Source organism: Cupriavidus sp. 8B (assembly GCF_054589115.1).
Map to the genome: position 1 here is coordinate 86,805 of NZ_BAAILO010000101.1, position 23,518 is coordinate 110,322.

Sequence of the window (23,518 nt, forward strand, 5' to 3'; positions counted from 1 at the left end):
AACGAACGGTCCAATAATGTTGGAACTTTCGTTCCAGTTTGTCAAGTTGTTCAGTGAGGAATCAATGAGCGGAAAGCCGCAATTCGACGAAGCGGCCGTAATCGATGCGGCCATGAAGGTCTTTTGGCGCCACGGCTATGCGGTGGCCTCAATCAAAGACCTTACCGAGGCGACGGGCTTGGCCCGTTCCAGCCTCTACCAACGATTTGGTGACAAGGGCGGTCTCTTCCTGGAGGCACTTGCAGCATATACGGAGCGAGTGCTCAAGCGGATGAACGGGGTCGAAGCAGATACTGCGCGAGGCCGTCTCCAGGCAATCCTACGTGCCTACTTGCCAGCGCCCCCAGACTTACAGCGCCCAGCGGGCTGCCTGATATCGCGAAGCTGCGCAGAGATGGTGGACCTCACAGCGGAGGGGAAAGCATCTGCGCGAGCAAGCGCTGGTCTTCAGCGCGAGGTGATTGCAGGCGTTTTGCGCGACGGAATAGCGAATGGTGAATTGCCGAGGGACACGGACGTTGACGCACTCGCGTGGCACTACCTTGGGGTCTTACAGGCACTTTTGAATTTGCCGCAGGCCGGCGCGTGTACGGACGCGCTCGATCGCATGATTGACATCGCTATGTCGGCGTGGCCGCCCCCTCCACACACACAAGTAAGGTCAAGCAGGACAAAGTCGACAGCACGCGCGCGCTGAGCGAGCCTGGTTTTCCTTCAAACCGGCGGACTCACATGCCTTTAGATTCCCGGGTGAACGACTAGATGATGCGGTCGTCTGGTTGAACTATTGAATCGACTCGTCGATGCCGTGAGCGTGATCGCCAAGGGCAAGAAGGTCGGCGGCTGGGTCTACCTCTCCGAATTTGTCGCCGGCCGCGGTTGATGAGGTGGTTGAGGTGGTTGATTGACACACCAGTCGACCGCTTCCGACCCAAAGCTGCCCGATAACATCGAGAGCCGCTATGGCTGCTTTGCGAACCGATAGCCGCCGTTCCCCCGGCGCCGCGATCGGCTAGAGCCGCCGGACGCGGCCTCGACCATGAGCCACTATATCGAAGCCGATTTCACCACATTGATGGACCAAGCCAGTTCGACCGCAGCGAGCTATCTGTACGAGGCCAAGCAGGATATCGATAAGCACCTTGGGGATGGCTACGCGGCAAAGAATCCAGCGCTCGTGCATGCAGCAGCGGCTCGCCGGCCAGGGCCTTGCCTTGCCTTGCGTGGCGACGTCGATCCGGTGGCGTGCTAGCATTTGCTGGGCGCTGGCGTGAATGTTTTCGAGAAGGATTGCGCTGGCCATGATGGCCTGCCGAGGATTGGAGCAGTTGGAACGCGCAAGGCGCGGGGCCAGTCCAGGCCGGCGCGCCGATGGACAAACCATAACACTGTCTGTCACCCGTGCTCGCGACGTGGGCATGGCGCGCCACGCGGGCCGCAGGGGCTGCAGGGGGGCGTAACCCGGGATATTGTATTCCGGGCAGGATCATGCCAGCATCGGCCATGCGCTCCGGCGCTCTTCATACGACTGGAAGCGAACATACATGGGTCATTCGCAGGCCGCCAAAGCATCCACCCGTCAACGTATTCTCGAGATCGCCGCGCGACGCTTTCGGGAACGCGGGTTTTCTGGCGTCGGACTAGCGGAGATCGCACGCGAGGCGGGCATCACACCGGCCGCGTTTTACCGGCATTTCGCCTCGCGCGAGGCCATACTGGCCGAGGCGGTCCATGAGGCCGCGCGCAGCCTCGATACCTGGGCGGCCTCGTCGCAGGATATTGCCAGTGCAGTGCGAAACTACCTTAGCGTGGCGCATCGCGACACGCCAGGCAGTGGGTGTCCGCTCGTCGCACTGGTGCATGATGCCGCGCGCGCGGACGACGTGACCCGCGATGCCTATACCGCTGAGGTCAAGCGCATGCTCGACTTCCTAGAAGGTTTGCTGGCCGCGCAGGGGCATGCCAACGCGCGCGCGATGGCCGTCCTGCAGCTCTCTGCGAGCGTCGGCGCGATGGGCCTGGCACGTGCCGCTGACGATCCCACGCTGTCACGCGACCTGCTGGACCAAGTGGCAGACGGTCTTGTCCGCCTGGGCACGCCACAGCCCTGAAGCCTAAAGCACCAGCTCGCGTATTGCGGCGTCTTCGGGCACGGCCGTCCGACGCAGCGCTTCGCAGCCATCACCTGCCGCCATCCGCGGGCAGTCCTCGAAGATCTGCGCCACCCAATCGACAAAGACGCGTACCTTCGGCGCCAGATGCCGGCTTTGCGGATAGATGGCGGCGATTGGAAACGGGCGTGGCCGCCATTGCGGCAGCAGTTCCACCAGTGCGCCGGTGCGCAGATGTTCCTGCACCATGAAACGGGGCGGCTGGAAAATGGCGGCGCCGCTGAGGCCATAGGCCACGTAGGCATCGGCGTCGTTGAAACTGATATGGCCGCGCATGCCAACCTCGACCGGATTGCCATCGATGATGAAATTCAAGTCCAGCGTGCGCCCGGTGCGGTTGGAGAAGTAGTGGATCGCGGTGTGATGCTGGAGGTCCGCCAGTGTGCGCGGCAGGCCTTGCCGCGCGATATAGGTCGGGCTGGCTACGGTGACCATGTGCATGTCGCCCAGGCCACGCGCGATCAGGCTTGAATCCTGTAGCGAGCCCGCGCGTATCGCGCAGTCCACACCGTCCTGGATCAAGTCCACCATCCTGTCGCCAAAGCCCACCACCAGTTCGATGTCGGGATAGCGCTCGTGGAACGCGTGGAGCCGGGGCATGAGAATGGTGCGCCCGATCGACGCCGGCATTTCCACGCGCAGCTTGCCGATCGGCCCCTGGCCCGAGCGCGTCAGCGCCACCTCGGTCTCGGCGATCTCCGCCAGGATCCGCATGCAACGCTCGTAGTAGTCGGCTCCTTCTGGCGTCAGCCGGAGCTGCCGCGTGGTCCGGTTGATGAGCCGCACGTGCAGATGCGCTTCGAGGCTCTGGATGATCGTGGTGGCGGAGGTGCGTGAAAGCCCCAGCGCCTCCGCCGCGCGCGAGAAGCTGTTCATCTCCACCACGCGGGTGAAGACTTCCATGGCCTGGACCTTGTCCATCGTACTGCCCTTCCTTAGTGCGCCGCGCGGAACCTGCAGCCTGTTTCGCGGCGGATTGTTTGGTGACGCCAAATTGTGTTCTGGATTATAGGCGTTTACCAGATGGCGGCAATGTACCAGACTACGTGCATCGCAGCATTTGCACGTCAGCGCAATCAGTCATGGCCCAGAAGGCATCCAAGGCATCCTCCTCCACGTCATCGGTCCACGTGGACAGCGTGAGCATCATTGGCCACGCGCAGCGCATTCCCCTGCGCGTTCACGTCCCCGACGGGATCACCGAGGCGTTGCCCGTGATCCTTTACCTGCACGGCGGCGGCTTTGTCGAGGGCAACCTCGACTGGGCCGAGGTGGCTGCCTCGACCCTTGCACGCGCCACGTCGGCCGTGGTGGTGGCCGTGGGCTATTCGCTCTCGCCGCGCTTCCCGTTCCCGGTACCGCTCGAAGACGGCTATCTGGCCGCGCTCTGGACACAGGCCAACGCCAGGCAATATGGCATCGACGCGCGCCGCATGGGTATCGCCGGTCACGATGCTGGCGGGAACCTGGCCGCGGGCATTTCCGCCATGGCGCGTGACCGCAAGGACTTCACGCTGCGCGCGCAGGCCTTGCTGGCACCGTTGCTGGACCCCAGCATGACGCGGCTGGCCGATATCGCCCGCCTGCATGACGTGGACCTGTCAGCCAGCGACTGCGCCATGGCGTACCGCGCCTACCTGCCCGACGTGCTGCAGCAACTGCATCCGTATGTGGCGCCACTTGAATCGCGCCGCTTGTCGCGCCTGCCGCCCACGCTGATCGTCAGCGCCGCGCAGGACGTCTGCCATATCGAAGCGGAAACCTATGCGAGCGGGTTGATCGCCGCGGGCGTCCCGACCGAGACCACGCGCTACGCGGAAGCCTCGCATTGCTCGATTGCCACCCACGCTCCCGCACTCGCCGACGTGGCGGCGTTCTTCGCGCGCAGGCTCGATGCATCGAAATCCGCGCCTGTCCCCCGCCGCCCCCAGCGGCCCCAGCGCCCCCCCGAATCACACCAATCCGACTATCCCGCTAATCCCACTAATCTCAGAGATCCCAAATAGGATCTTCGCAGGAGTGAAGTCATGGAACATCGCAGATCAATCTTCCGTCGCCCCTCGGTGGTGGCTGGCATCGGCGCCGCCGTGGTGGCGGCGGGCTTCACCGCAAGCGGGGTGCTGAACGACACGCGCGCGGCCGCGCCCACCGCGCCGCCGCCCACGCAGGTGACCGTCCAGTCGCTGCAACCGGAGGACGTGCGCATCTGGACCAGTTTCTCGGGCCGGCTGAAGTCCGTGGACGAAGCACTGGTGCGGCCCGAGGTGGGCGGGCGCATTGTCGAGGTCAGGGTCCGCGATGGCCAGACCGTGCGGACCGGCGACATCATGTTCGTGATCGACCCGCGTCCCTATGACGCGGCGGTGGCGCGCGCCAAGGCCGATCTGGCCGCCGCGAAGGCGCGGGCGGAGTTTTCCACCACCGAGTACGAGCGGGCGAAGGGGCTGATTGCGGATGATGCCATTCCCAAGAGCCTGCACGACCAGCGGGCCAACGAATACCGGACCGCGCAGGCCGCGGTGCAGGCCGCGGACGCCGCCTTGCGCCAGGCCGACATCAATCTGGACCATGCCTACGTCAAGGCGCCCATTTCGGGGCGTATCAGCCGCGCGGAAGTCACACTCGGCAACTTGGTGCAGCCGGGGCCCAACACGCCGGTGCTGACCCGCATTGTCTCGAATGACGGCATCTATGCCGACTTCGAGGTCGACGAGCAAAGCTACCTTCGCTCGATCCGCGCCAAGGCCGACACGCTGAGCAGGGAGCAGCAGATTCCCGTTGACATGAAGATCCAGGGCGATACCGATCACGTGTATCAGGGAAAAATCCATACGTTCGACAACAGCATCGACGTGAATACCGGCACGATCCGCGCCCGGGCCAAGTTCGCCAATCGGGATGGGGCGCTGCTGCCGGGCATGTCCGTGTCGATCAGCCTGGCCGACAGTGCCGACACGCGCGCACTGATGGTGCCGGACGTGGCGGTGGGCAGTGACCAGAGCAAGAAGTTCGTCTTCGTGGTGGGTCCCGACAACAAGGTCGCATATCGCGAGGTCACGCTGGGCGCCGGCATCGACGGCCGCCATATCATTCTGGCCGGGCTCAACGCGGGGGACCGCGTGGTGACCAAGGGCGTGCAGTTCGTCCGCCCCGATGTGGTGGTCGCGCCCACCGAGGCGGCGCCGGAAACGATAAAAACCGCATCCGCGCGGCACGCCGCACCGGCCACGTTGGCGGAGTGACACCATGAATCTCTCGAAATTCTTTGTCGACCGGCCAAACTTCGCGGCCGTGATCTCCGTCATGATCTTCCTGGCCGGGCTGATCGCCATTCCGAAGCTGCCGGTCTCCGAGTATCCGGAGGTCGTGCCACCGTCCGTGGTCGTGCGTGCGCAGTTTCCGGGCGCCAATCCGAAAGTGATTGCCGAGACCGTCGCCACGCCGCTCGAGGAACAGATCAACGGCGTGGAGAACATGCTCTACATGTCGTCGCAGGCGGCCAGCGATGGGGTGATGACGCTGACGGTGACGTTCAAGCTCGGCACCGACCCGGACCTGGCCACACAACTGGTGCAGAACCGCGTGAACGAGGCATTGCCCCGGCTACCGGACGTGACGCGCCAGCTCGGCGTCAGCACGATCAAGAGCTCGCCGAACCTGACCATGGTCGTTCACCTGGTCTCACCGAACGACCAGTACGACAATCTGTACCTGCGCAACTACGCGCTCCTGAACGTGAAGGACGAACTGGCGAAGATCAGCGGTATCGGCCAGATCAACCTGTTCGGCGCGGGCAACTACGCGATGCGTGTCTGGCTCAATCCGCAGAAGGTGGCCGAGCGGCACATGAATCCCGAGGATGTGGTGGCCGCCATCCGCAAGCAGAACATCCAGGTGGCCGCAGGCGTGATCGGCGGGGCGCCGTACAAGGACAACGTCGAGATCCAGCTGCCCGTGAACGTGCAGGGGCGGCTGGCCGATATCGACCAGTTCGAGAACATCATCGTCAAGCGCGATGGCGGCGTGGTGACCTACCTGAAGGACGTGGCGCGGATTGAGATGGGGGCCAGCGATTATGCGTTGCGCGCCCAGCTCGATAACAAGCAGGCCCTGGCGCTGGTGATCTTCCAGTCGCCTGGCGCGAACGCCATCGAGATATCGAACAACGTGCGGGCCAAGATGGAGGTGTTGAGCAAGCGGTTTCCGAAGGGGCTCGAGTACCGCATCGCCTACGATCCGACCACATTCGTGCGCGATTCCATCAAGGCCGTTACCCACACGCTGCTCGAAGCCATCGTGCTGGTGGTGCTGGTCGTGATCCTGTTCCTGCAGACCTGGCGCGCCGCCATCATCCCGTTGCTGGCCGTGCCGGTCTCGGTTGTCGGCACGTTCGCGGTGATGCATGTGTTCGGCTTTTCGATCAACGCGCTGTCATTGTTCGGGCTGGTACTGGCGATCGGTATCGTGGTGGACGACGCCATCGTCGTGGTGGAGAACGTGGAGCGCAACATCGCCAGCGGCCTGGCGCCACGTGAAGCCACGATCAAGGCCATGAAGGAAGTGACCGGGCCGATCATCGCCATCGCGCTGGTGCTGTGCGCCGTTTTCGTGCCGATTGCGTTCATCAGCGGGCTGACCGGGCAGTTCTATCGGCAGTTCGCGCTGACCATCGCGTTCTCCACGGTCATCTCCGCGTTCAACTCGCTGACGCTGTCGCCGGCGCTGGCGGCGCTGCTGTTGCGCGGCCACGATGCGCCGAAAGACCAGTTGACCCGCGCAATGGACCGGCTGCTGGGCGGCTTCTTCACGCGCTTCAACCGGTTCTTCCAGCGAAGTTCCGACGCATATAGCGGCGGCGTGAAGCGCGCGCTGCACCGCAAGCGCGGATCGATCCTGATCTACGTGGTCCTGCTGGGTGCCACGGTGCTCGGGTTCAGCAAGGTGCCCGGCGGCTTCGTGCCGATCCAGGACAAGGGGTATCTGGTGAACCTGATCCAGCTGCCCGATGGCGCCACGCTGGACCGCACCGAATCGGTCGTGCGACAGATGACCGAGATCGCCGCAAAGGAACCCGCCTTCCGCAACGCGGTGCAGTTCCCTGGGCTGTCGTTGAACGGCTTCATCAACAGCTCGTCGTCGGCAACGGTGTTCCTGGGCGAAAAGACTTTTGAGGAAATGCGCGAGGTCGGCGCATCGGGACCCGCGATGGCGGGCAGCCTGCAGCAGAAGTTCGCGGGTATCAAGGATGCGTTCATTGCAGCGTTTCCGCCGCCCCCCGTGCAGGGGCTCGGCAATACCGGCGGCTTCAAGCTCCAGATCGAGGACCGCGGCGACGCAGGCTACGTGGAACTGAGCAAGACCGTCAGCGCCGTGCTAGACAAAGCGCGCAAGGCGCCTGAACTGGCCAGGGTGTACAGCACCTACAACGTGACCACGCCGCAGCTGTTTGCCGATGTGGATCGCACCCGGGCGTCGCAGCTGGGCATCAACGTGGACGACATCTTCAAGACCATGCAGATCTACCTGGGGTCGCTCTATGTCAACGACTTCAACAAGTTCGGGCGTACGTACCAGGTGATCGCGCAGGGCGACAAGGACTTCCGCTCGTCGCGGGACGACATCCTGAAGCTGAAGGTACGCAACAACGAAGGCGAGATGGTGCCGCTGGGCGCGGTGGTCAGGATCACCGATACAAGCGGGCCGGAGAGCGCGTCGCGCTACAACGGTTATCGCTCGGCGGACATCAACGGCGGTCCCGCACCGGGGTACTCCACGGGACAGGCCCAGGCGGCCATCACCCGGATCCTGGACGAGACGCTGAGCGGCGAGATGACGTTCGAATGGACCGAACTCGCCTACCAGCAGATCCTGGCCGGCAATACCGCGCTGATCGTGTTCCCGATCTGCATCCTGCTGGTGTTCCTGGTGCTGACGGCCCAGTACGAGAGCGTATTCCTGCCGTTGGCGATCATCATGATCGTGCCGATGTGCCTGTTCTCGGCCATCACAGGCGTGTGGCTGACCAAGGGCGACAACAACCTGTTCACGCAGATCGGCTTCTTCGTGCTGATTGGACTCGCGTGCAAGAACGCCATCCTGATCGGCGAGTTTGCACGCGAACTGGAGATCCACGGCAAGTCGACGTTCGCCGCGGCAATAGAGGCCGCGCACCTGCGGCTGCGGCCGATCCTGATGACGTCCATCGCATTCATCATGGGCGTGCTGCCGCTGGTGCTGTCGCATGGTGCCGGCGCGGAGATGCGGCACGCGATGGGTGTGGCGGTGTTCTTCGGGATGATCGGCGTGACGTTCTTCGGCCTGTTCCTGACACCGATTTTCTATGTGATGGCGCGTGCATTGGAGAAGCGCATCACCAAGACCGAGAAGGTACATCACCATGTTGAAGCTTGAGCGAATCATCGCGCTGGCCGCGGTGGCGCTGGTGGCGGCATGCACCGCGCCCGTGGGGCCGCAATCGTCGGGCATCGATCCCGCGCCGCAATGGGCGAAGCTGACGGACGGGCAGGGCGGCGGCTATCTGGCCGGCGATGCCGGCACCAGCGTGGACCAGACCTGGTGGGCGCGGTTCCGCGATCCCGCGCTCGACAGGCTGGTCGCCGAGGCGCTGGCCAACAACAAGTCGCTGGCGATTGCCAGGGCGAGGGTGGAGGAAGCGCGCGCGGGGCGCCTGCTGGCGCAGTCAGCATTGGCGCCCCAGGTCAATGCGACGGCCAGCAGCGAACGCAGCAACCGTGGCTTCTTGACCAACGACCATCCTGTCACGATCAACCAGGTTGCCATCTCAGCCGCGTGGGAGGTCGACCTGTTCGGGCGCAACCAGGCGCGCACCGCGCAGGCAACGGCAATCCTGCAATCGGCCGATGCCAGCCAGCAGGCGGTACGCGTGGCGCTGCTGGCCGAAGTGGCACGCACGTACTTCGATCTGCGCAACTATGCGCAACAGATCGACATCACGCAACGGAACCTGGACAGCCAGCGCCGCACACTGCAGCTGATCCAGGCGCAGATGCGTGGCGCGTTGGCCAGCAACTTCGACGTGCAGCGTGCCGCCGCGCAGGTATCGGCCACCGAGTCGCTGCTACCAGCATTGCGCACCGGGTACGACGGCGCAATGAACCGGCTGTCGAACCTGCTTGGCCGCACGCCCGGTACGCTGGCTTCGTCGCTGGCCCCGTCGCTGTCCGATGCCCATGCATGGCAGCCGATCGACCAGGACATCGTGGTGTCCGCACCGGCAACGGTGCTGAGGGAGCGGCCCGACGTACGCGCGGCCGAGCGCCAGTTCGCGGCCAGTATCGCCGCGCGCAAGGCTGCCGTGGCGGAGCTGTTCCCCAATATCTCGCTGACGGCCTTCTTCGGCGCGCAGAATGCCACGCCGTTCTCGTCCACGCCATGGGGCATCGGGGCCGGGCTGATCCAGCCGGTGCTCAATTTCGGTCGTATCCGATCGCAGATCGACGCGGCCGATCAACGACAGACCCAGGCATACCTGACCTATCAGCAGACCGTGCTCGATGCGCTGGAGGACATGGAGAACGCGTTATCCGGCTACATCAACGAGAATGCGCGCAATGCCTCGCTGACCGCCGGCGTGGCGCAGAACCGCAAGGCCGCCGAGCTGGCGCAGAAGCAGTTCCGCCAAGGCTACGTTGGCCTGCTCGATGTCCTGGTGGCGGAGCGCGACCTGCTCGATGCCGAGTCACGCCAGGCCGCATCGGATGCGAATCTGCGCAAGTCGCTGGTGCGGATCTTTGCCGCGGCCGGCGGCGGATGGCAGGCGCAATAACGAAAAGGTCGGGGGAAACCGGGCGGGGCGTCAGGCGTCGGGAGGCGCGGTGTCGCGCGGTGCGGCCAGCGCCATGAGCTGAGCGGCCACCGTGTTGAGCAGTTCGCGCGACAATTTTGGGTCCGACACCGCACGCGACATCGTCAGGGCACCGACACAGGCGCTGTAGATCAGCATCGCCCGGGCGTCCCGGTCGCCAGCGTCGGGCGGCAGCCCCGAGGCGATCAGCGCGAGCAGGCGTCGTAGCCGCTCGGTGTAGAGCGCGCGGGCCTCGCTGCCGCTTGTGCCCGCCTCGTTGAGAAACGCCGCGATGCCGCAACTCGTTGCCTGCGCATCGCGATGCGACTCGCTCAGGTAGACGCGGATGGCCTGCCGCAAGTCGGCGCGGGCGCGTCGCGTCCAATGGTCGGTGTCGAGAAACGCCTCGGCCATCGCCTCGCGCACGAACGCCTCGCGCGTGGCGAAGTGCTTGTAGAAACCGCCCACGGTCAGCCCGGCTTCCTCCATGATGTCCGCCACGCCAATGCCGCGCAGACCGTGCATGCGCAGGCGCTGCGAGGCGATCGTGACGATGCGCGCGTGCGTGGCCTGCTTCGAGGCTTGTGAGTGTCCCATTGGCGTTCCGGGTCAAGGCAGCAATACACGTACTCTAACGGATATTCTGAAGGCGCAGGACTAAAGGCGCAGGACTAAAGACGCAGGGCGATACCCGATGCCGTTCGCGTGACGCGCGGCAATCAGTCGGCGCGTAGCCGCAGCGCGGCCAGCGTCAGCGGCTTCGCCACGACGGTGGTGGCCAGCGCCATCAGCAGGAGACCGGAGAACGCTGCCGCGCCGATCTGCCTGTTTTCCAGCAGGATCGCCAGCACCACCACTTCCATCAGCCCCTTGGTCTGCACAAGTGCGCCCAGCGTCCAGGCATCGCGCCGCCCCAGGCCGGCCATGCGCGCGGGCAGTGCGGTACCGGCCATCTTGCCGGCCACGGCCACCACCGTGGCGACGGCAAACACCACCAGCGCGTCGGCGCCGGCCGTAGTAAGGTCCGTGCGCAGGCCCGTCATCAGGAAGAAGAACGGGATCAGCACTACCACCGTGGTCGGTTAGGGCAGGGGTAGCCAGGGCCGCCGCGCCCGGATCAGGCGGCGGTGCCGGACACCCTCCGGATCTCCTCGGCCACGATCGCGATCAGCGCATCGGCGGCCGTGCTGAGCGGGCGCTGCGGATGGCTCACGCACACCAGGTGGCGCACGATGCGCGGCGCCAGGATGGGGTACATGCGCAGTCGGCCCTCGTCCACCGCGCGTTGCACCACGATGCGCGGCAGCACCGTGGCAAAGCGCGTGGCCTCGACGAACTGGACGATGGTGCCAAGGATGTCGATCTCGAACTTCGGCTGCAGGGTCACGTCTTCCAGTTGCGTGGCCGCATCCAGCACGCCGCGCAAGCCGTGGCGCTTGGTGGGCAGCACCAGCTCCAGCCCCGGCAGCTTGGTGAGTTCCACCGCTGCCGGCAGTTCCGGGCCATGCTCGGCGCTGGTAACCAGCACCATTTCCTCGTCATGCAGGGATTGCACATGGAGCGAGAGCTTGCCACGGGGCTTATGCACCACGGCCGCGTCGAGCTGGCCGGCGGAGACCAGGTCGATCAGCGTGGCGCTGAAGCCGTCCGCCACCGATACCTCCACATTCGGGTAGCGCGCGTTGAAGCGCACCAGCGACCCCACCAGCACGCTTTCCGTTTCTGAAGCCACCATGCCGATGGAGATGCTGCCGGCCACCTGCTCCTCGCGTTGCATAAGTTGCTGCCGTGCATTGGCGAGGTCCCGCGTGATCGGCAGGAACAGCCGGTACATCATGCGGCCGGCCGCTGTCGGCACCATCCCGTGCGGGATGCGATCGAACAGCTTCTGTCCGAACTCTTCTTCCAGCTTGGCGATCTGCATGCTCAGCGCCGGTTGCACGATATTCAGCCGCTTGGCCGCGCGCGTGACGGAGCCGTCTTCGAACAGCGCAATGAAGTACTGGATCTGTTTGAGGTCCATGCCAAGTGATCGATTCGGTATCAATAAATTTGTTAGATTGGACTGAGCGTATCAGCTTTTTTGTTGCCACATTGCCGGAACGCCTGGCCACTATTGGGGGAAAACCCTAGTCCGTGGCGCGTTAGCAGCCCAGATGTGCCCGCTAAAGTCCACCTGGACTGGCATCAGTAGAACTGATGGAACTGATCAAAAAACAATATTAGAACTAATACCATAATCTCACTAAGCTCCTGTTCAACGTTGCATGTCCCCGGCGGATTCGCCTATCGGGGCCGACGCGCAGAACGGAGTCAGGAATGAGACAGAACGATGCTGGCGGCATGACCGGCACGACACTGGAGACAGCGGTAGCGGGCGTTCGCCCCGTGCCGCGTGGCATCTCCCCGTGCCGGCCCGCAATCCCCGCTAACCAGATGGACCGTCCCAGTCCCGCCACGCGGGAGGGCCGGTCATGAGCGACAAGCGCAGCCTGCCCGCCGCAGCGGCGGCCATCCACCTTGAATCCGCAGCGGCCGGCGCGGCCGCGCGCCAGCGTCACGTCGGCCGCTCGATGGAGCGGCTCGAGGACGCCGCGATCCTCACCGGCCGTGGCCGCTATGGCGACGACCTGGGCGTGAAGCCGGGCACCCTGCACGCCGCCATCGTGCGGTCCCCGCATGCGCATGCCGAACTCGGCACCGTCGATGCCAGCGCGGCGCTTGCCGCGCCGGGCGTGCATGCGGTGCTGACCGGCGCCGACCTGGCAGCCTGGTCGCGCCCCTTCGTGGTGGGGGTGAAGGCGCAGATGGAGCAATGGGCGCTGGCCATGGACCGCGTGCGCTATGTGGGCGAGCCGGTGGCCGTGGTGATGGCCGAGAGCCGTGCCCTGGCCGAAGACGCGCTCGACCTGGTGCGGGTGAATTATCGCGTGTTGCCGCCGGTGGTATCGATCGAGGCCGCGCTGGCAGACGATGCCCCCATCCTGCATCCCGGCGTGGGCGCCAATGTGGTGAGCGACCGGCACTTCCGCTACGGCGAGCCCGAGGCCGCCTTTGCCGCCGCGCCGCACCGGGTCGCGCTGACCGCGCACTATCCGCGCAACACCTGCACGCCGATCGAATGCGGCGTGGTGGTTGCCGAATTCCTGCCTGGTGACGAGGGTTATGACGTCACCTCCAATTTCATGGGGCCGTTCTCGCTGCATGCGGTGATGGCGATGGCGCTCAAGGTGCCCGCCAACCGGCTGCGCCACAAGGCCCCGCGCGATTCCGGCGGCAGCTTTGGCGTGAAGCAGGCGGTGTTTCCTTACGCGGTGCTGATGTGCCTGGCCTCCCGCAAGGCCGGCGCGCCGGTGAAGTGGGTGGAGGACCGGCTCGAACATCTCAGCGCGGCCACCTCCGCCACCGCGCGGCTGTCCACGCTGGAAGCCGCGGTGGAGTCAGACGGCCGCATCAAAGCGCTGTCCTATGACCAGATCGAAGACTGCGGCGGCTACCTGCGCGCGCCGGAGCCCGCCACCTTCTACCGCATGCACGGCTGCCTGACCGGCGCCTACGACATCCCCAACCTGCTGGTGCGCAACCGCGTGGTGATGACCAACAAGACGCCCACCGGCCTGGTGCGCGGCTTTGGCGGCCCGCAGGTGTATTTTGCGCTGGAGCGGCTGGTGCATCGCATCGCGACACAGCTCGGGCTCGATCCGCTCGATGTGTATCGCCGCAACTTTGTCGCCGCCGATGCCTTTCCCTATCGCGCCGCGGCGGGCGCGTTGCTGGACTCCGGCAACTACCAGCTGGCGCTGGCGCGCGCGCTGGAAGAAGGCGGCTACTACGAGCTGATGTGCCGCCGCGATGCCGCACGCGCCGAGGGCCGGCTATATGGCATCGGCTTTGCCGCCATCGTCGAGCCGTCGGTGTCGAACATGGGCTATATCACCACCGCCATGCCCGCCGAGGCGCGCAAGAAAGCGGGGCCGAAGAACGGCGCCATCGCCAGCGCCACGGTCAGCGTCGACCTGCTCGGCGGCGTGGTGGTCACCATTGCCTCGACGCCGGCCGGGCAAGGCCATATGACGGTGTGCGCGCAGGTGGTGGCCGATGTGCTCGGCGTGAATCCGGCCGACGTGGTCGTGAACGTCGAGTTCGATACGCACAAGGATGCATGGTCGGTCGCCGCTGGCAACTACTCCAGCCGCTTCGCCGGCGCCGTGGCCGGCACCGTGCACCTGGCCGCCGAGCGGGTGCGCGACAAGCTGGCGCGCATCGTGGCGCCGCAGTTCGGCTGCACGCCTGCCGAGGTGGTGTTCGAAGACGGCCGCATTGCCCGCAAAGGCGCGCCCGAATCCGGCCTGCCCTTCACGCGCGTGGCCAGCAATGCGCCGCACTGGTCACCGCAGCAGTTGCCGGCGGGAGAGGAGCCGGGCCTGCGCGAGACGGTGTTCTGGTCGCCGCCCAACCTGGAAGCGCCGGATGAGAACGACCGCGTCAACACCTCGGCCGCCTACGGCTTTGCCTTCGACATGTGCGGCGTGGAGATCGACCGCGCCACGGGGCGCGTACGCATCGACCGCTACGTGACCGCGCACGACGCCGGCACGCTGCTTAACCCGGCGCTTGCCGATGGCCAGATCCGTGGTGCCTTCGCCCAGGGGCTGGGCGCGGCGCTGATGGAAGAGTTCCGCTATGGCGCCGACGGCAGCTTCCAGTCCGGCACGCTGGCCGACTACCTGATGCCGACCACCTGCGAGGTGCCGGACCCGGTGATCGTGCACCTGGAGACGCCCAGCCCCTTCACGCCGCTCGGCGCCAAGGGCCTGGGCGAGGGCAACAACATGAGCACGCCGCCCTGCATCGCCAACGCGGTGGCGGACGCGCTCGGCGAGCAGGACATCCGCCTGCCGCTGACGCCGGCCAAGGTGATGGCCATGGTGGGCTTCGACGATCCGCCGCCGTCGCGCCCCGAGCTGCTAGAAGCGATGCGCGAGGCCGCCGCGCCCGCGGCCCGCAAGGGCAGCGGCAAGGCGCTCACCGCGCGCGGCTCGGTGGATCTGGACGCCACGCCCGAAGCCATCTTCGCCGTGCTGCTGGACCCGCAGGCGCTGGCCAAGGTGGTGCCAGGCTGCCACGCGCTGGAGCGCACCGCCGAGAACCACTACCGCGCCGACGTGACGGTGGGGGTTGGCATGATCAAGGCCCGCTTCGAGGCGGAGATCGCACTGTCGGACCTCGATCCCCCGCGCCGACTGCGGCTGGCAGGCGCAGGCATGTCCTCGCTGGGCAGTGCGCGCGGCGCCGGCCTGGTGGAGTTGGTCCCGCATGGCAGCGGCACGCGCCTGAGTTACGACTACGAGGCCGAGGTATCCGGCAAGGTCGCTGCCGTGGGCGGCCGCATGCTGGAGGGCGCTGCCAAGGTGGTGCTGCGCCAGTTGTTTGAATCGCTCGGCCGCCAGGCCGCCGGCAAGCCGGTACGGCCGCAAGGCTGGCTCGCCCGACTGCTGGCCCGCTTGGGAGTACGCCGATGAAACCGTCTGCTTTCGATTACCTGCGCGCCGAGACGACGCAGCACGCGCTCGAGGCGCTGGCCCGTGGCGGCGAGGGCGCGCGCGTGCTGGCCGGTGGCCAGTCGCTGATGGCGGTGCTCAACATGCGCCTGGCGGCGCCGCAGTTGCTTGTCGATGTCTCGCGTACCGCTGAGCTGGACACGGTGCGGGTGGAAGACGCTCACCTGGTGGTCGGCGCCGCGGCCACGCAGGGCAGCGTCGAATGGCGCCGCTCGCTGGCCGACGAGGTGCCGCTGCTGGCCATGGCTTTTCCGCATATCTCGCATTTCCAGATCCGGAATCGCGGCACCGTGTGCGGCTCGGTCGCCCATGCCGACCCGAGCGCGGAATTGCCCCTGGTGCTGACCGCGCTGGGCGGCGAGGTGGTGCTGCGTTCAGCCCGCCGCCGCCGCGTGCTGCCGGCGGCCAGCTTCTTCCAGGGCATGTTGATGACGGCGCGCGAGCCCGATGAGCTGGTGGAGGCGGTGCGCTTTCCGCTGCGGCGCCCCGGCGCGCGCTACGGCTTTGCCGAGTTCTCCGCGCGCCATGGCGACTTTGCGCTGGTGGCCTGCGCGGCCACCGTCACGGACGACGCCATCGCGCTGGCGGTGGGCGGCTTGGCGGACCGGCCGGTGCTGGAGACATGGCCGCGTCTGCAGGGCAAGGACTTGGAGGAAGCGATCAACGATTTCAGTTGGAAACTGGGCGCGCAGGACGACGCCCATATCAGCGCGCAGTACCGCCGGCACCTGGTGCGGCAACTTGGCATGCGCGTGATCGAGGAGGCAAAATGAACAAGACCACCATGGGCGCCGAATTCGGCAAGTCCGCCGAGGTGATGGGCCGGCAGGAGCAACGCCGCATCACCCTGACCCTGAACGGCCGCGAGCGCAGCGGCTATTGCGAGCCGCGCGAGCTGCTGTCCGACTTCCTGCGCCACGAGCTCGGTGCCACCGGCACCCATGTGGGTTGCGAGCACGGCGTCTGCGGCGCATGCACGGTACGCGTCGACGGCGTTGCCGCGCGCTCGTGCCTGATGCTGGCGGTGCAGGCCGAGCACCGGGCCATCGATACCGTCGAAGGGCTGGCGCCGGCCGAGGGACTGGGCGACCTGCAAGAAGCCTTCCGCCGCCGCCACGCGCTGCAGTGCGGCTTCTGCACTGCAGGCATCCTGATGTCGTGCGCGGACTACCTGGAGCGCGTGCCGGAACCCAGCGAGGCGCAGGTGCGCGACATGCTGTCCGGCCATCTGTGCCGCTGTACGGGCTATACGCCAATCGTGGCGGCCGTGCTCGACGTAGCGGCCAGCCGTGCCCGCGCGCGCTATGCCGCCATCGGCGTAGCCAGCCAGGAGGCCTGCGATGCTTGATCTCGGCCGCACCTTCCTGCAAAGCGTGGAGCGCAGCCCGCACACGCCCGCCATTGTCGACGGCGGCCTGATGCTTACCTATGCGCAATGGTACGAGCGTATCCGCTGCGTGGCGTCCGGCCTGCGCGAGATTGGCCTGGAGCCAGGCGATCGCCTGCTGGCCGTACTGCAGAACCGCTGGGAAATGGCCACGCTGCACTGGGCCTGCCAGTTCGCCGGCATCGTGATGGTGCCGCTGAACTGGCGCGCCAAGCCGGAGGAGCTCGATTACTGCGTGCAGGATGCCGGCGTCAAGGCGCTGGTGTTCGAGCCGGTCAGCGCCGATGCGGTGCTGGGCAGCCCCGCGGCGCAGGCCGTGCCCTGCATTGCGCTGGACTGCGCGGCTGGCGGCTCGATGTCCTTCGCTTCGCTGCTGGACAGCGTTGCGCTGCATGGCGGCCCGGTGGCCGAAGCGGGCGATGTCTCGCTGATGCTCTACACCTCGGGCACCACCGGCAAGCCCAAGGGCGTGCCGCGCCGCCACCAGCAGGAGCGCGCTGCGGCGCTGGCGCACGTGGCGCAGAACCTGTATCGCCATGGCGAGCGCACCCTTGGCGTGATGCCGCTCTACCACACCATGGGCGTGCGGTCGCTGCTGGCAATGGCGCTGGTGGACGGCCTGTTCGTCTGCGTGCGGCGCTGGAACGCGGGGCAGGCGCTCAAGGAGATCGCCACCCACCGAATCAGCTGCCTGTACCTGGTGCCGACGCTGTACCACGACCTGCTGGCCGATCCGGGGTTCGATGCCTCCGTCGTGCGCAGCGCGACCAAGCTCGGCTTTGCCGGCGCCTCGATGAGCGACGGCCTGCTGCGCCGCCTCGCGCTGGCCTTCGAGCCGGAGCTGTTCGTGAACCACTACGGCTCGTCGGAGGTGTACACCTTCAGCGTGGACCAGCGCGCCACCCGCAAGCCCGGCAGCGCCGGGCGCGCCGGCATCAACACGCGCCTGCGCGTGGTGCGCCTGGATGCCCGCTCACCCGACGATCTGGCGGCTACCGGCGAGGAAGGCCAGATCATCGCCGACCTGCGCGGCGACGAGGCCTTCGAGGGCTACTGGAACCGCGACGACGCCAATGCCAAATCGCTGCGCGATGGCTGGTACTTCACCGGCGACACCGGCTACTTCGATGCCGAGGGCGACCTCTTCGTCAGCGGCCGGGTGGACGACATGATCATCAGCGGCGGCGAGAACATCTCCCCGGTCGATATCGAATCGGTGCTGTCGCTGCATCCGGCGGTGGACGAGGTGGCGGTGGCCGGCGTCGCGGATCCGCGCTGGGGCCAGAAGGTGGTGGCCTTCGTCAAGCCGCGCGGCAACATCGACGCGCAAGCCCTGGATACCTACTGCCGCGGCTCCGACCTGGTCAACTTCAAGCGCCCGCGCGACTACGTCTTCGTGGAGGAGATTCCCAGGTCGCCGGTTGGCAAGATCCTGCGCCGCAAGCTGTCCGACGGCGATTACGCACTGGCCCCGCATTCCATGAACCCCAACCCTAATCCCAACACCAACCAGGCAGCGGACGCCGCGCCTGTCGATACCATCAAGGAGTAAGACATGACCCAGGCAACCGAGATGATCCATCCCGACCAGCAGCGGCTCCAGCAACTCGACGGCTTCTCCGTGGAGATCGATGCCGGGCGCGAGCGTGCGGACATCATCCTGCACCGTCCACCCTACAACGTGATCGCCATGGCAGCGCGCGACCAGTTGCGCGCCGTCATTGAAGCTCTGGATGCCGACGATCGCGTGCGCGTGATCGTGCTGCGTTCGCAAGGCGAGCATTTTTCCAGCGGCGGCGATATCAAGGGCTTCCTGGAGGCATCGCCCGAGCATGTCTCGCAACTGGCCTGGAACGTGGCGGCGCCGGCGCGCTGCAGCAAGCCGGTGATTGCCGCCAACCGCGGCTACTGCTTTGGCGTGGGCTTCGAGCTGTCGCTGGCGTGCGATTTCCGCATCGCCACCGAGACCACGCAGTACGCGCTGCCAGAACAGAAGCTCGGCCAGATCCCCGGCTCGGGCGGCTCGGCGCGCCTGCAGAAGATGGTGGGCATCGGCCGCACCAAGGACATCGTGATGCGCTCGCGCCGCATCTCGGGCAAGCAGGCCTATGAGTGGGGCATCGCCGTGGAATGCGTGGCAGACGCCGAGCTGGAAGCCGCCACCGATGCGCTGGTCGACGAGCTGCGCGGCTTCTCGCCGCTGGCGCAGCGCACCGCCAAGAAGCTGCTCAACGACACCGAGGACGCGCCGCTGTCGATCGCCATCGAGCTGGAAGGGCATTGCTATAGCCGCCTGCGCAGCTCGGACGATTTCCGCGAAGGCGTGGAAGCCTTCCACGGCAAGCGCAAGCCGGCGTTCCGCGGCAGCTGATGGAAATCGCGGGCGCGCCGGCAAGGCCGCTCGCATCCCGGACGAACTGACGGATAACGATGCCCGCTGCCACGGGGCAAGCATCGCGGGGGGAGCGCTTGCTTGGCGGCAAGGCACCGCCCGCGCGTCATCGCTGCCGTAATGATCCAAGCAGAGATCCAAATCCAAGGAGACAACAATGGAAGCCGTAGCAAAGAAGAGTACAGAGACGATCAGCGAGGCGCTGCCAGCGGCGAGCAATCGCCAGGTGTTTGGTGCCGTGACGGCGTCGTGCATGGGATGGGCACTGGACCTGTTCGACCTGTTCATCCTGCTGTTCGTGGCGCCCGTGATCGGCAGGCTGTTTTTCCCGTCGGAGCACGCGATGCTGTCGCTGGCGGCGGTGTACGCGTCGTTTGCCGTGACGCTGCTGATGCGGCCGCTCGGCTCGGCGATTTTCGGCACTTATGCCGACCGCCACGGCCGCAAGGGGGCGATGGTAGTTGCCGTCACTGGCGTTGGCTTGTCCACGGCGGCGTTCGGCCTGCTGCCCACGGTGGGTCAGGTGGGGCTGCTTGCGCCAGCCTTGTTTATACTGCTCCGGCTGGTGCAGGGTATCTTCGTTGGTGGCGTGGTGGCATCCACCCACACCATCGGTACCGAATCGGTGCCCCCGTCCTGGCGCGGCGCCGTCTCCGGGCTGGTCGGTGGCGGTGGCGCGGGCATCGGGGCACTGCTGGCTTCCATTACCTACATGGCAATGACCGCGCTGTTTCCCGGGGAAGCGTTCGACGCCTGGGGTTGGCGCTGCATGTTCTTTTCCGGCATCATCAGCTCGGTGCTCGGACTGCTCATCTTCAACTCGCTGGAGGAGTCTCCGCTGTGGAAGCAGTTGCAGGCGGCCAAGGGTCATGCCGCGCCGGTTGAGAACCCGCTGCGCGTGATCTTCTCCCGCCAGTACCGTGGCGTCCTCTTCGTCAACATCCTGCTCACCGTCGGCGGTGGCAGCGCCTACTACCTGACCTCCGGCTATCTGCCGACCTTCCTTAAGGTGGTGGTGAAGGCACCGGCTGGTGAGGCTGCCGCCATCCTGATGGCCAGCAGTTTGGGGGTGATCGTGGCATCGATTCTTGCCGGCCACCTCAGTACGATGATCGGCCGCAAGCGAGCCTTCCTGTTGATCGGCGCGCTGAACGTGGTGGTGCTGCCGCTGCTCTACCAATGGATGCCGGCGGCGCCGGACACCACCACGCTCGGCCTGTATGCCATGGCGCTGGCCATGCTGGGCAGCACCGGCTTCGCCCCGATCCTCATTTTCCTGAACGAACGGTTCCCCACCAGCATCCGTGCCACGGGGACCGGCCTGTCATGGAATATCGGCTTTGCCATCGGTGGCATGATGCCGACGTTTGCTTCGCTGTGCGCCAGCACCCCGGCCGAACTGCCCATGGTGCTGGGCATCTTCCTGGCGGTTGTCACCGTCATCTACCTGGTGGGTGCGCTCATCGTTCCGGAGACGGCAGGACGCCTTGGCGACAAATGAGCGTTGATGTCCAGCCCGGGCCGTCGTACAAAATAATTTTGTCAACTCGGTATCCGGCCGGAAGCCTTGCCGCATCAGGAGGTCCGGGAAGTTGTGACAATTTCATTTTGGTCTACGGTAGGCGGTCGTCAGGCTCTGTCAACTTGCCGGTACCGCGACGAAACTGTGGCAGGCATGACCACGGCTCAGAAAGCAGTTGACGGATTTTGGGTGACTCCGGTGAATTCGTGCCACGCAGCGAACCGAGCAGCAAGATGTTTGCGGTACAGAGAAGCGCGCAGCAAATGCCGCTTGAGGGCGAAGTGCTGCCGGATCGGGCCGAAGCTCGAGAGGAATGCGTGCGTTTGCGATCGCGAAACCCACGCATGCGGCGCTCACGTTCACGTGTGGGTTGGTGGCTGTTCTCGGCCCGATTGTTCAAGCGTGCAGCGGCTTTGACGAACACGTGTTTGACGTTCGCCAGTTCCGGGATGTCGGCCTTGGCGGCCGGGTAGCTGCGCAATTGGTCGGTGACGATCTTGCGAGGCACGGGACAGGAACGAAGCACTCGTAAGAAGAAGCGCTTGGCTGCGGCCTTGTCGCGCCGCTTCTGCAACAGGATGTCCAGTTCCGCGCCGTGCTCGTCGACCGCCCGCCACAGCAGATAGGGCTCGCCGCGCAGCGTCGCGAACATCTCATCGAGATGCCAGGTGCTGCCTGGGTTCATTACGCCACGCCGCGCTCGCACATGCTTGCGATGGCCGAAGAGCTGTTCGGCCTCGTGCAGGCTGGAAAGATGACCAGCGAACCGAGGCAAATCTACGCACTGGAAGAGGCCGCCGAAGCGCACAGGATGCTTGAATCGCGGCTCAGGGTTGGCGCGACAGTGCTTGTGCCGTAGCGACGGGCGCGGCCGGCAGGCTGAGCGTTGAGCGCCCTGGTTGACTGAACCGCGCTCCAAACCGAGCCGCGGCAACACATGCCGGTAGTTGCACAGCGATCTGTGTCGGCTGCGCCAGTGCCCAAAAAAAGGTGCCGCCGAGGCGGCACAAAGAGCATGTGAGAGAACTGCATGCACGCGAGCATTCCGCAGGACTGCCTGCACCACTGCGCAAATAAGACCTTGTCACATGCTGTTGGGCTGTCTCTAGAACTTGTGGCGAATACCCACGGCGACACCGAGCATATTGCTTTGGCCGCTGGCAAGCGTGTAGCTATTGCCAAGGGACAGGGTGTTGGCAAAACCGATCATCGGGGAATCCAGTCCCAGACCCGCATTCTTTGAATATGCCGTGGTCAGGTAGATATCGGTTCGCTTGGAAAGCGTGTAGTCCGCGATAAACGCAACTTGCCATGGGTTCGGCACCGACGTGCTGGCGAAGAAGTTCTTGACGTTGTCGTAGTTGTACTCGAGCGTCAGGCCAAGCGCCGGCGTCACCTGGTAGGTGGCGCCGATCCAGTAGAAGTCGTCGCGCTCGATCAGGCTGCCATTCTGGTCCTTGTTCTGGCCCCAGCGATAGCCGCCCATGATCTTTGCCGGGCCGAACGCATAGCTTGCCGCGACCGTCGCCTTCTTGAAGCTGCCGCTACCGAGGGCAGCAGCGGTCAATGGGTTGGAAATCGTCGGGTTGAACTGGTCGTAAGCAAGGGCCACACCGACAGGGCCAGAGATATAGGTCAACGCTGCGCCATAAGCGGTGTCGCGGCGGAACTGGCCCGGCACTTCGCCGTTGCCACCGAGCAACGGACCGTTGGCTACCGTCGTGGGCAATGCCAGGCCGGTACCGAAGGACCAGTGTGCCAGGGCGGACAAAGCACCGAACTGGCCGGAGTACTTGATGGTGTTGTCCTCGCGGAAGTTCGCGCCGGCCAGCATCACGATCGGTTCGTACTGGGTGGCAAAGGCAGCCGGCACGAAGTTCGCGATACTCTCGAACATCGAGGTGTACTGACGGCCAAAAGTCACCTGGCCAAACTGCGTGCTTTGGATGCCCACGTAGGCCTGGCGACCGAACAGGCGGCCGCTTTGCTGCGACGTGCCGGTATCCAGGTTAAAGCCGCTTTCCAGTACGAAGACGGATGTCACGCCGTTGCCTAGATCTTCCACGCCGCGCAAGCCCCAACGCGAGCCGGACAGGCCGCCGGAGTTCATGCGGTAAACGTCGTTGGACGGGCCGGCATTGAATTTGTTGGCGGCGGTGGGAACGGCGCCAACATGGTTGGCGTACTCCACGTTCATGTCCGCCACGCCATACAGCGTCACGCTGCTCTGTGCGTGTGCGCCGCCGGCGCAGATTGCGTCCACAGCGATGAGTGCAAGATTAAGCTTGCTCAGCTTGCTGGATGATTTCACTGTCTTTTCTCCTCGTGTCTATTTTTTTACGCCGATCACTTCGCCGCCATCATGCTCAGAACTGGGCACTGCGTGCGGCGGAAATCGGCGCGCGGCCGGCTAACTGCTCGAAGGTGTCGGTCATGCGGTCGTAGCGGTTGATCATGTATGTTGGAAAATACATAGTGCCACGCCTTTTTTACTATGTCAAAACAAACATAGTCATTCCGCGTGCGCGTTGACGCAATCAAGGAGCGATGCGAGTGAGTGATCCGAAGGAAGCCAAGGCAAGCAAGGAAAAGCCGCTGAAGCATGTTCTTCTTGCCGGGATACATAGCCAGCCGCGTTCCGGCTATGAACTGACCAAATG

General features: G+C 65.4%; 19 protein-coding genes and 1 pseudogene. 14 read left to right on the forward strand and 6 right to left on the reverse strand.

From position 1 onward, the window contains the following. The first annotated feature begins 112 nt into the window (after nt 1-112). The 3 genes from ACYP5B_RS11445 (at nt 113) to ACYP5B_RS11455 (ending at nt 2,111) form a co-directional block, all read left to right on the forward strand. The gene (locus ACYP5B_RS11445) at nt 113-697 is read left to right on the forward strand and encodes a TetR/AcrR family transcriptional regulator (protein WP_459569710.1); all 585 of its coding nucleotides are present in this window, start codon (nt 113-115) and stop codon (nt 695-697) included. Between the two features lie 342 nt (nt 698-1,039). Further along, on the forward strand, nt 1,040-1,252 hold the full coding sequence (locus ACYP5B_RS11450) for a hypothetical protein (RefSeq protein ID WP_400103832.1): 213 nt from the start codon (nt 1,040-1,042) through the stop codon (nt 1,250-1,252). Nucleotides 1,253-1,544: 292 nt separating this feature from the next. After that, nucleotides 1,545-2,111, forward strand: a complete 567-nt coding sequence (locus tag ACYP5B_RS11455; protein WP_459569673.1) for a TetR/AcrR family transcriptional regulator — start codon at nt 1,545-1,547, stop codon at nt 2,109-2,111. Nucleotides 2,112-2,114: 3 nt separating this feature from the next. On the opposite strand, the gene ACYP5B_RS11460 is transcribed toward ACYP5B_RS11455, so the two are convergent. Then, nucleotides 2,115-3,092 (reverse strand): LysR family transcriptional regulator, encoded by a 978-nt coding sequence (locus tag ACYP5B_RS11460; protein WP_400102902.1) that lies wholly within the window; start codon nt 3,090-3,092, stop codon nt 2,115-2,117. A 161-nt stretch (nt 3,093-3,253) separates the two neighbouring features. Between ACYP5B_RS11460 and ACYP5B_RS11465 the strand changes: the two genes are divergently transcribed. The 4 genes from ACYP5B_RS11465 to ACYP5B_RS11480 are packed head-to-tail and all read left to right on the forward strand — an operon-like array spanning nt 3,254 to nt 9,978. Continuing rightward, nucleotides 3,254-4,177 (forward strand): alpha/beta hydrolase, encoded by a 924-nt coding sequence (locus tag ACYP5B_RS11465; RefSeq protein WP_400102900.1) that lies wholly within the window; start codon nt 3,254-3,256, stop codon nt 4,175-4,177. A gap of 21 nt (nt 4,178-4,198) precedes the next feature. Then, nucleotides 4,199-5,413 carry an efflux RND transporter periplasmic adaptor subunit gene (locus ACYP5B_RS11470; protein ID WP_400102898.1) on the forward strand — a complete coding sequence of 405 codons (1,215 nt, stop codon included), beginning with the start codon at nt 4,199-4,201 and terminating at the stop codon, nt 5,411-5,413. A 4-nt stretch (nt 5,414-5,417) separates the two neighbouring features. Next, nucleotides 5,418-8,582, forward strand: coding sequence for an efflux RND transporter permease subunit (locus ACYP5B_RS11475; RefSeq protein WP_400102896.1), 3,165 nt, complete (start codon nt 5,418-5,420; stop codon nt 8,580-8,582). Beyond that, a complete protein-coding gene (locus ACYP5B_RS11480; RefSeq protein ID WP_400102894.1) occupies nt 8,569-9,978 on the forward strand; it encodes an efflux transporter outer membrane subunit in 1,410 nt (469 codons plus the stop codon). Before ACYP5B_RS11475 ends, ACYP5B_RS11480 begins: the two co-directional genes overlap by 14 nt. Before the next feature lie 30 nt (nt 9,979-10,008). Here ACYP5B_RS11480 and ACYP5B_RS11485 read toward each other — a convergent pair whose 3' ends face one another. The 3 genes from ACYP5B_RS11485 to ACYP5B_RS11495 all read right to left on the reverse strand — a co-directional run bounded on the left by ACYP5B_RS11485 (nt 10,009) and on the right by ACYP5B_RS11495 (nt 12,019). Then, nucleotides 10,009-10,593, reverse strand: a complete 585-nt coding sequence (locus ACYP5B_RS11485; RefSeq protein ID WP_400102892.1) for a TetR/AcrR family transcriptional regulator — start codon at nt 10,591-10,593, stop codon at nt 10,009-10,011. 122 nt (nt 10,594-10,715) lie between these two features. Beyond that, on the reverse strand, nt 10,716-11,069 hold the full coding sequence (locus tag ACYP5B_RS11490) for a cation:proton antiporter domain-containing protein (protein WP_459569674.1): 354 nt from the start codon (nt 11,067-11,069) through the stop codon (nt 10,716-10,718). Nucleotides 11,070-11,113: 44 nt separating this feature from the next. Beyond that, entirely contained in the window at nt 11,114-12,019 is a 906-nt protein-coding gene (locus tag ACYP5B_RS11495; RefSeq protein ID WP_459569675.1) for a LysR family transcriptional regulator, read from the reverse strand. 451 nt (nt 12,020-12,470) lie between these two features. On the opposite strand from ACYP5B_RS11495, the gene ACYP5B_RS11500 reads away from it, so the two are divergent. From ACYP5B_RS11500 to ACYP5B_RS11525, 6 genes are all read left to right on the forward strand, one after another. Next, nucleotides 12,471-15,518 carry a xanthine dehydrogenase family protein molybdopterin-binding subunit gene (locus ACYP5B_RS11500; RefSeq protein ID WP_459569677.1) on the forward strand — a complete coding sequence of 1,016 codons (3,048 nt, stop codon included), beginning with the start codon at nt 12,471-12,473 and terminating at the stop codon, nt 15,516-15,518. Next, the gene (locus ACYP5B_RS11505) at nt 15,515-16,330 is read left to right on the forward strand and encodes an FAD binding domain-containing protein (protein ID WP_459569678.1); all 816 of its coding nucleotides are present in this window, start codon (nt 15,515-15,517) and stop codon (nt 16,328-16,330) included. Before ACYP5B_RS11500 ends, ACYP5B_RS11505 begins: the two co-directional genes overlap by 4 nt. Next, entirely contained in the window at nt 16,327-16,905 is a 579-nt protein-coding gene (locus ACYP5B_RS11510) for a (2Fe-2S)-binding protein (RefSeq protein ID WP_459569679.1), read from the forward strand. Before ACYP5B_RS11505 ends, ACYP5B_RS11510 begins: the two co-directional genes overlap by 4 nt. After that, nucleotides 16,898-18,496, forward strand: coding sequence for an AMP-binding protein (locus tag ACYP5B_RS11515; protein WP_459569680.1), 1,599 nt, complete (start codon nt 16,898-16,900; stop codon nt 18,494-18,496). The genes ACYP5B_RS11510 and ACYP5B_RS11515 overlap by 8 nt, the downstream gene beginning before the upstream one ends. 3 nt (nt 18,497-18,499) lie before the next feature. Further along, nucleotides 18,500-19,315 carry an enoyl-CoA hydratase/isomerase family protein gene (locus ACYP5B_RS11520; RefSeq protein WP_150987159.1) on the forward strand — a complete coding sequence of 272 codons (816 nt, stop codon included), beginning with the start codon at nt 18,500-18,502 and terminating at the stop codon, nt 19,313-19,315. Nucleotides 19,316-19,493: 178 nt separating this feature from the next. Next, nucleotides 19,494-20,837 carry an MFS transporter gene (locus tag ACYP5B_RS11525; RefSeq protein ID WP_459569681.1) on the forward strand — a complete coding sequence of 448 codons (1,344 nt, stop codon included), beginning with the start codon at nt 19,494-19,496 and terminating at the stop codon, nt 20,835-20,837. Nucleotides 20,838-21,022: 185 nt separating this feature from the next. On the opposite strand, the pseudogene ACYP5B_RS11530 reads toward ACYP5B_RS11525, so the two are convergent. Further along, nucleotides 21,023-21,540, reverse strand: a pseudogene (locus tag ACYP5B_RS11530) (IS6 family transposase); the annotation flags it as partial. Nucleotides 21,541-21,573: 33 nt separating this feature from the next. Here ACYP5B_RS11530 and ACYP5B_RS11535 point away from each other — a divergent pair. Further along, entirely contained in the window at nt 21,574-21,717 is a 144-nt protein-coding gene (locus ACYP5B_RS11535; RefSeq protein ID WP_400101955.1) for a zinc-binding dehydrogenase, read from the forward strand. 246 nt (nt 21,718-21,963) lie between these two features. Here ACYP5B_RS11535 and ACYP5B_RS11540 read toward each other — a convergent pair whose 3' ends face one another. After that, entirely contained in the window at nt 21,964-23,169 is a 1,206-nt protein-coding gene (locus ACYP5B_RS11540) for a porin (protein ID WP_459569682.1), read from the reverse strand. Nucleotides 23,170-23,518: the final 349 nt, after the last annotated feature.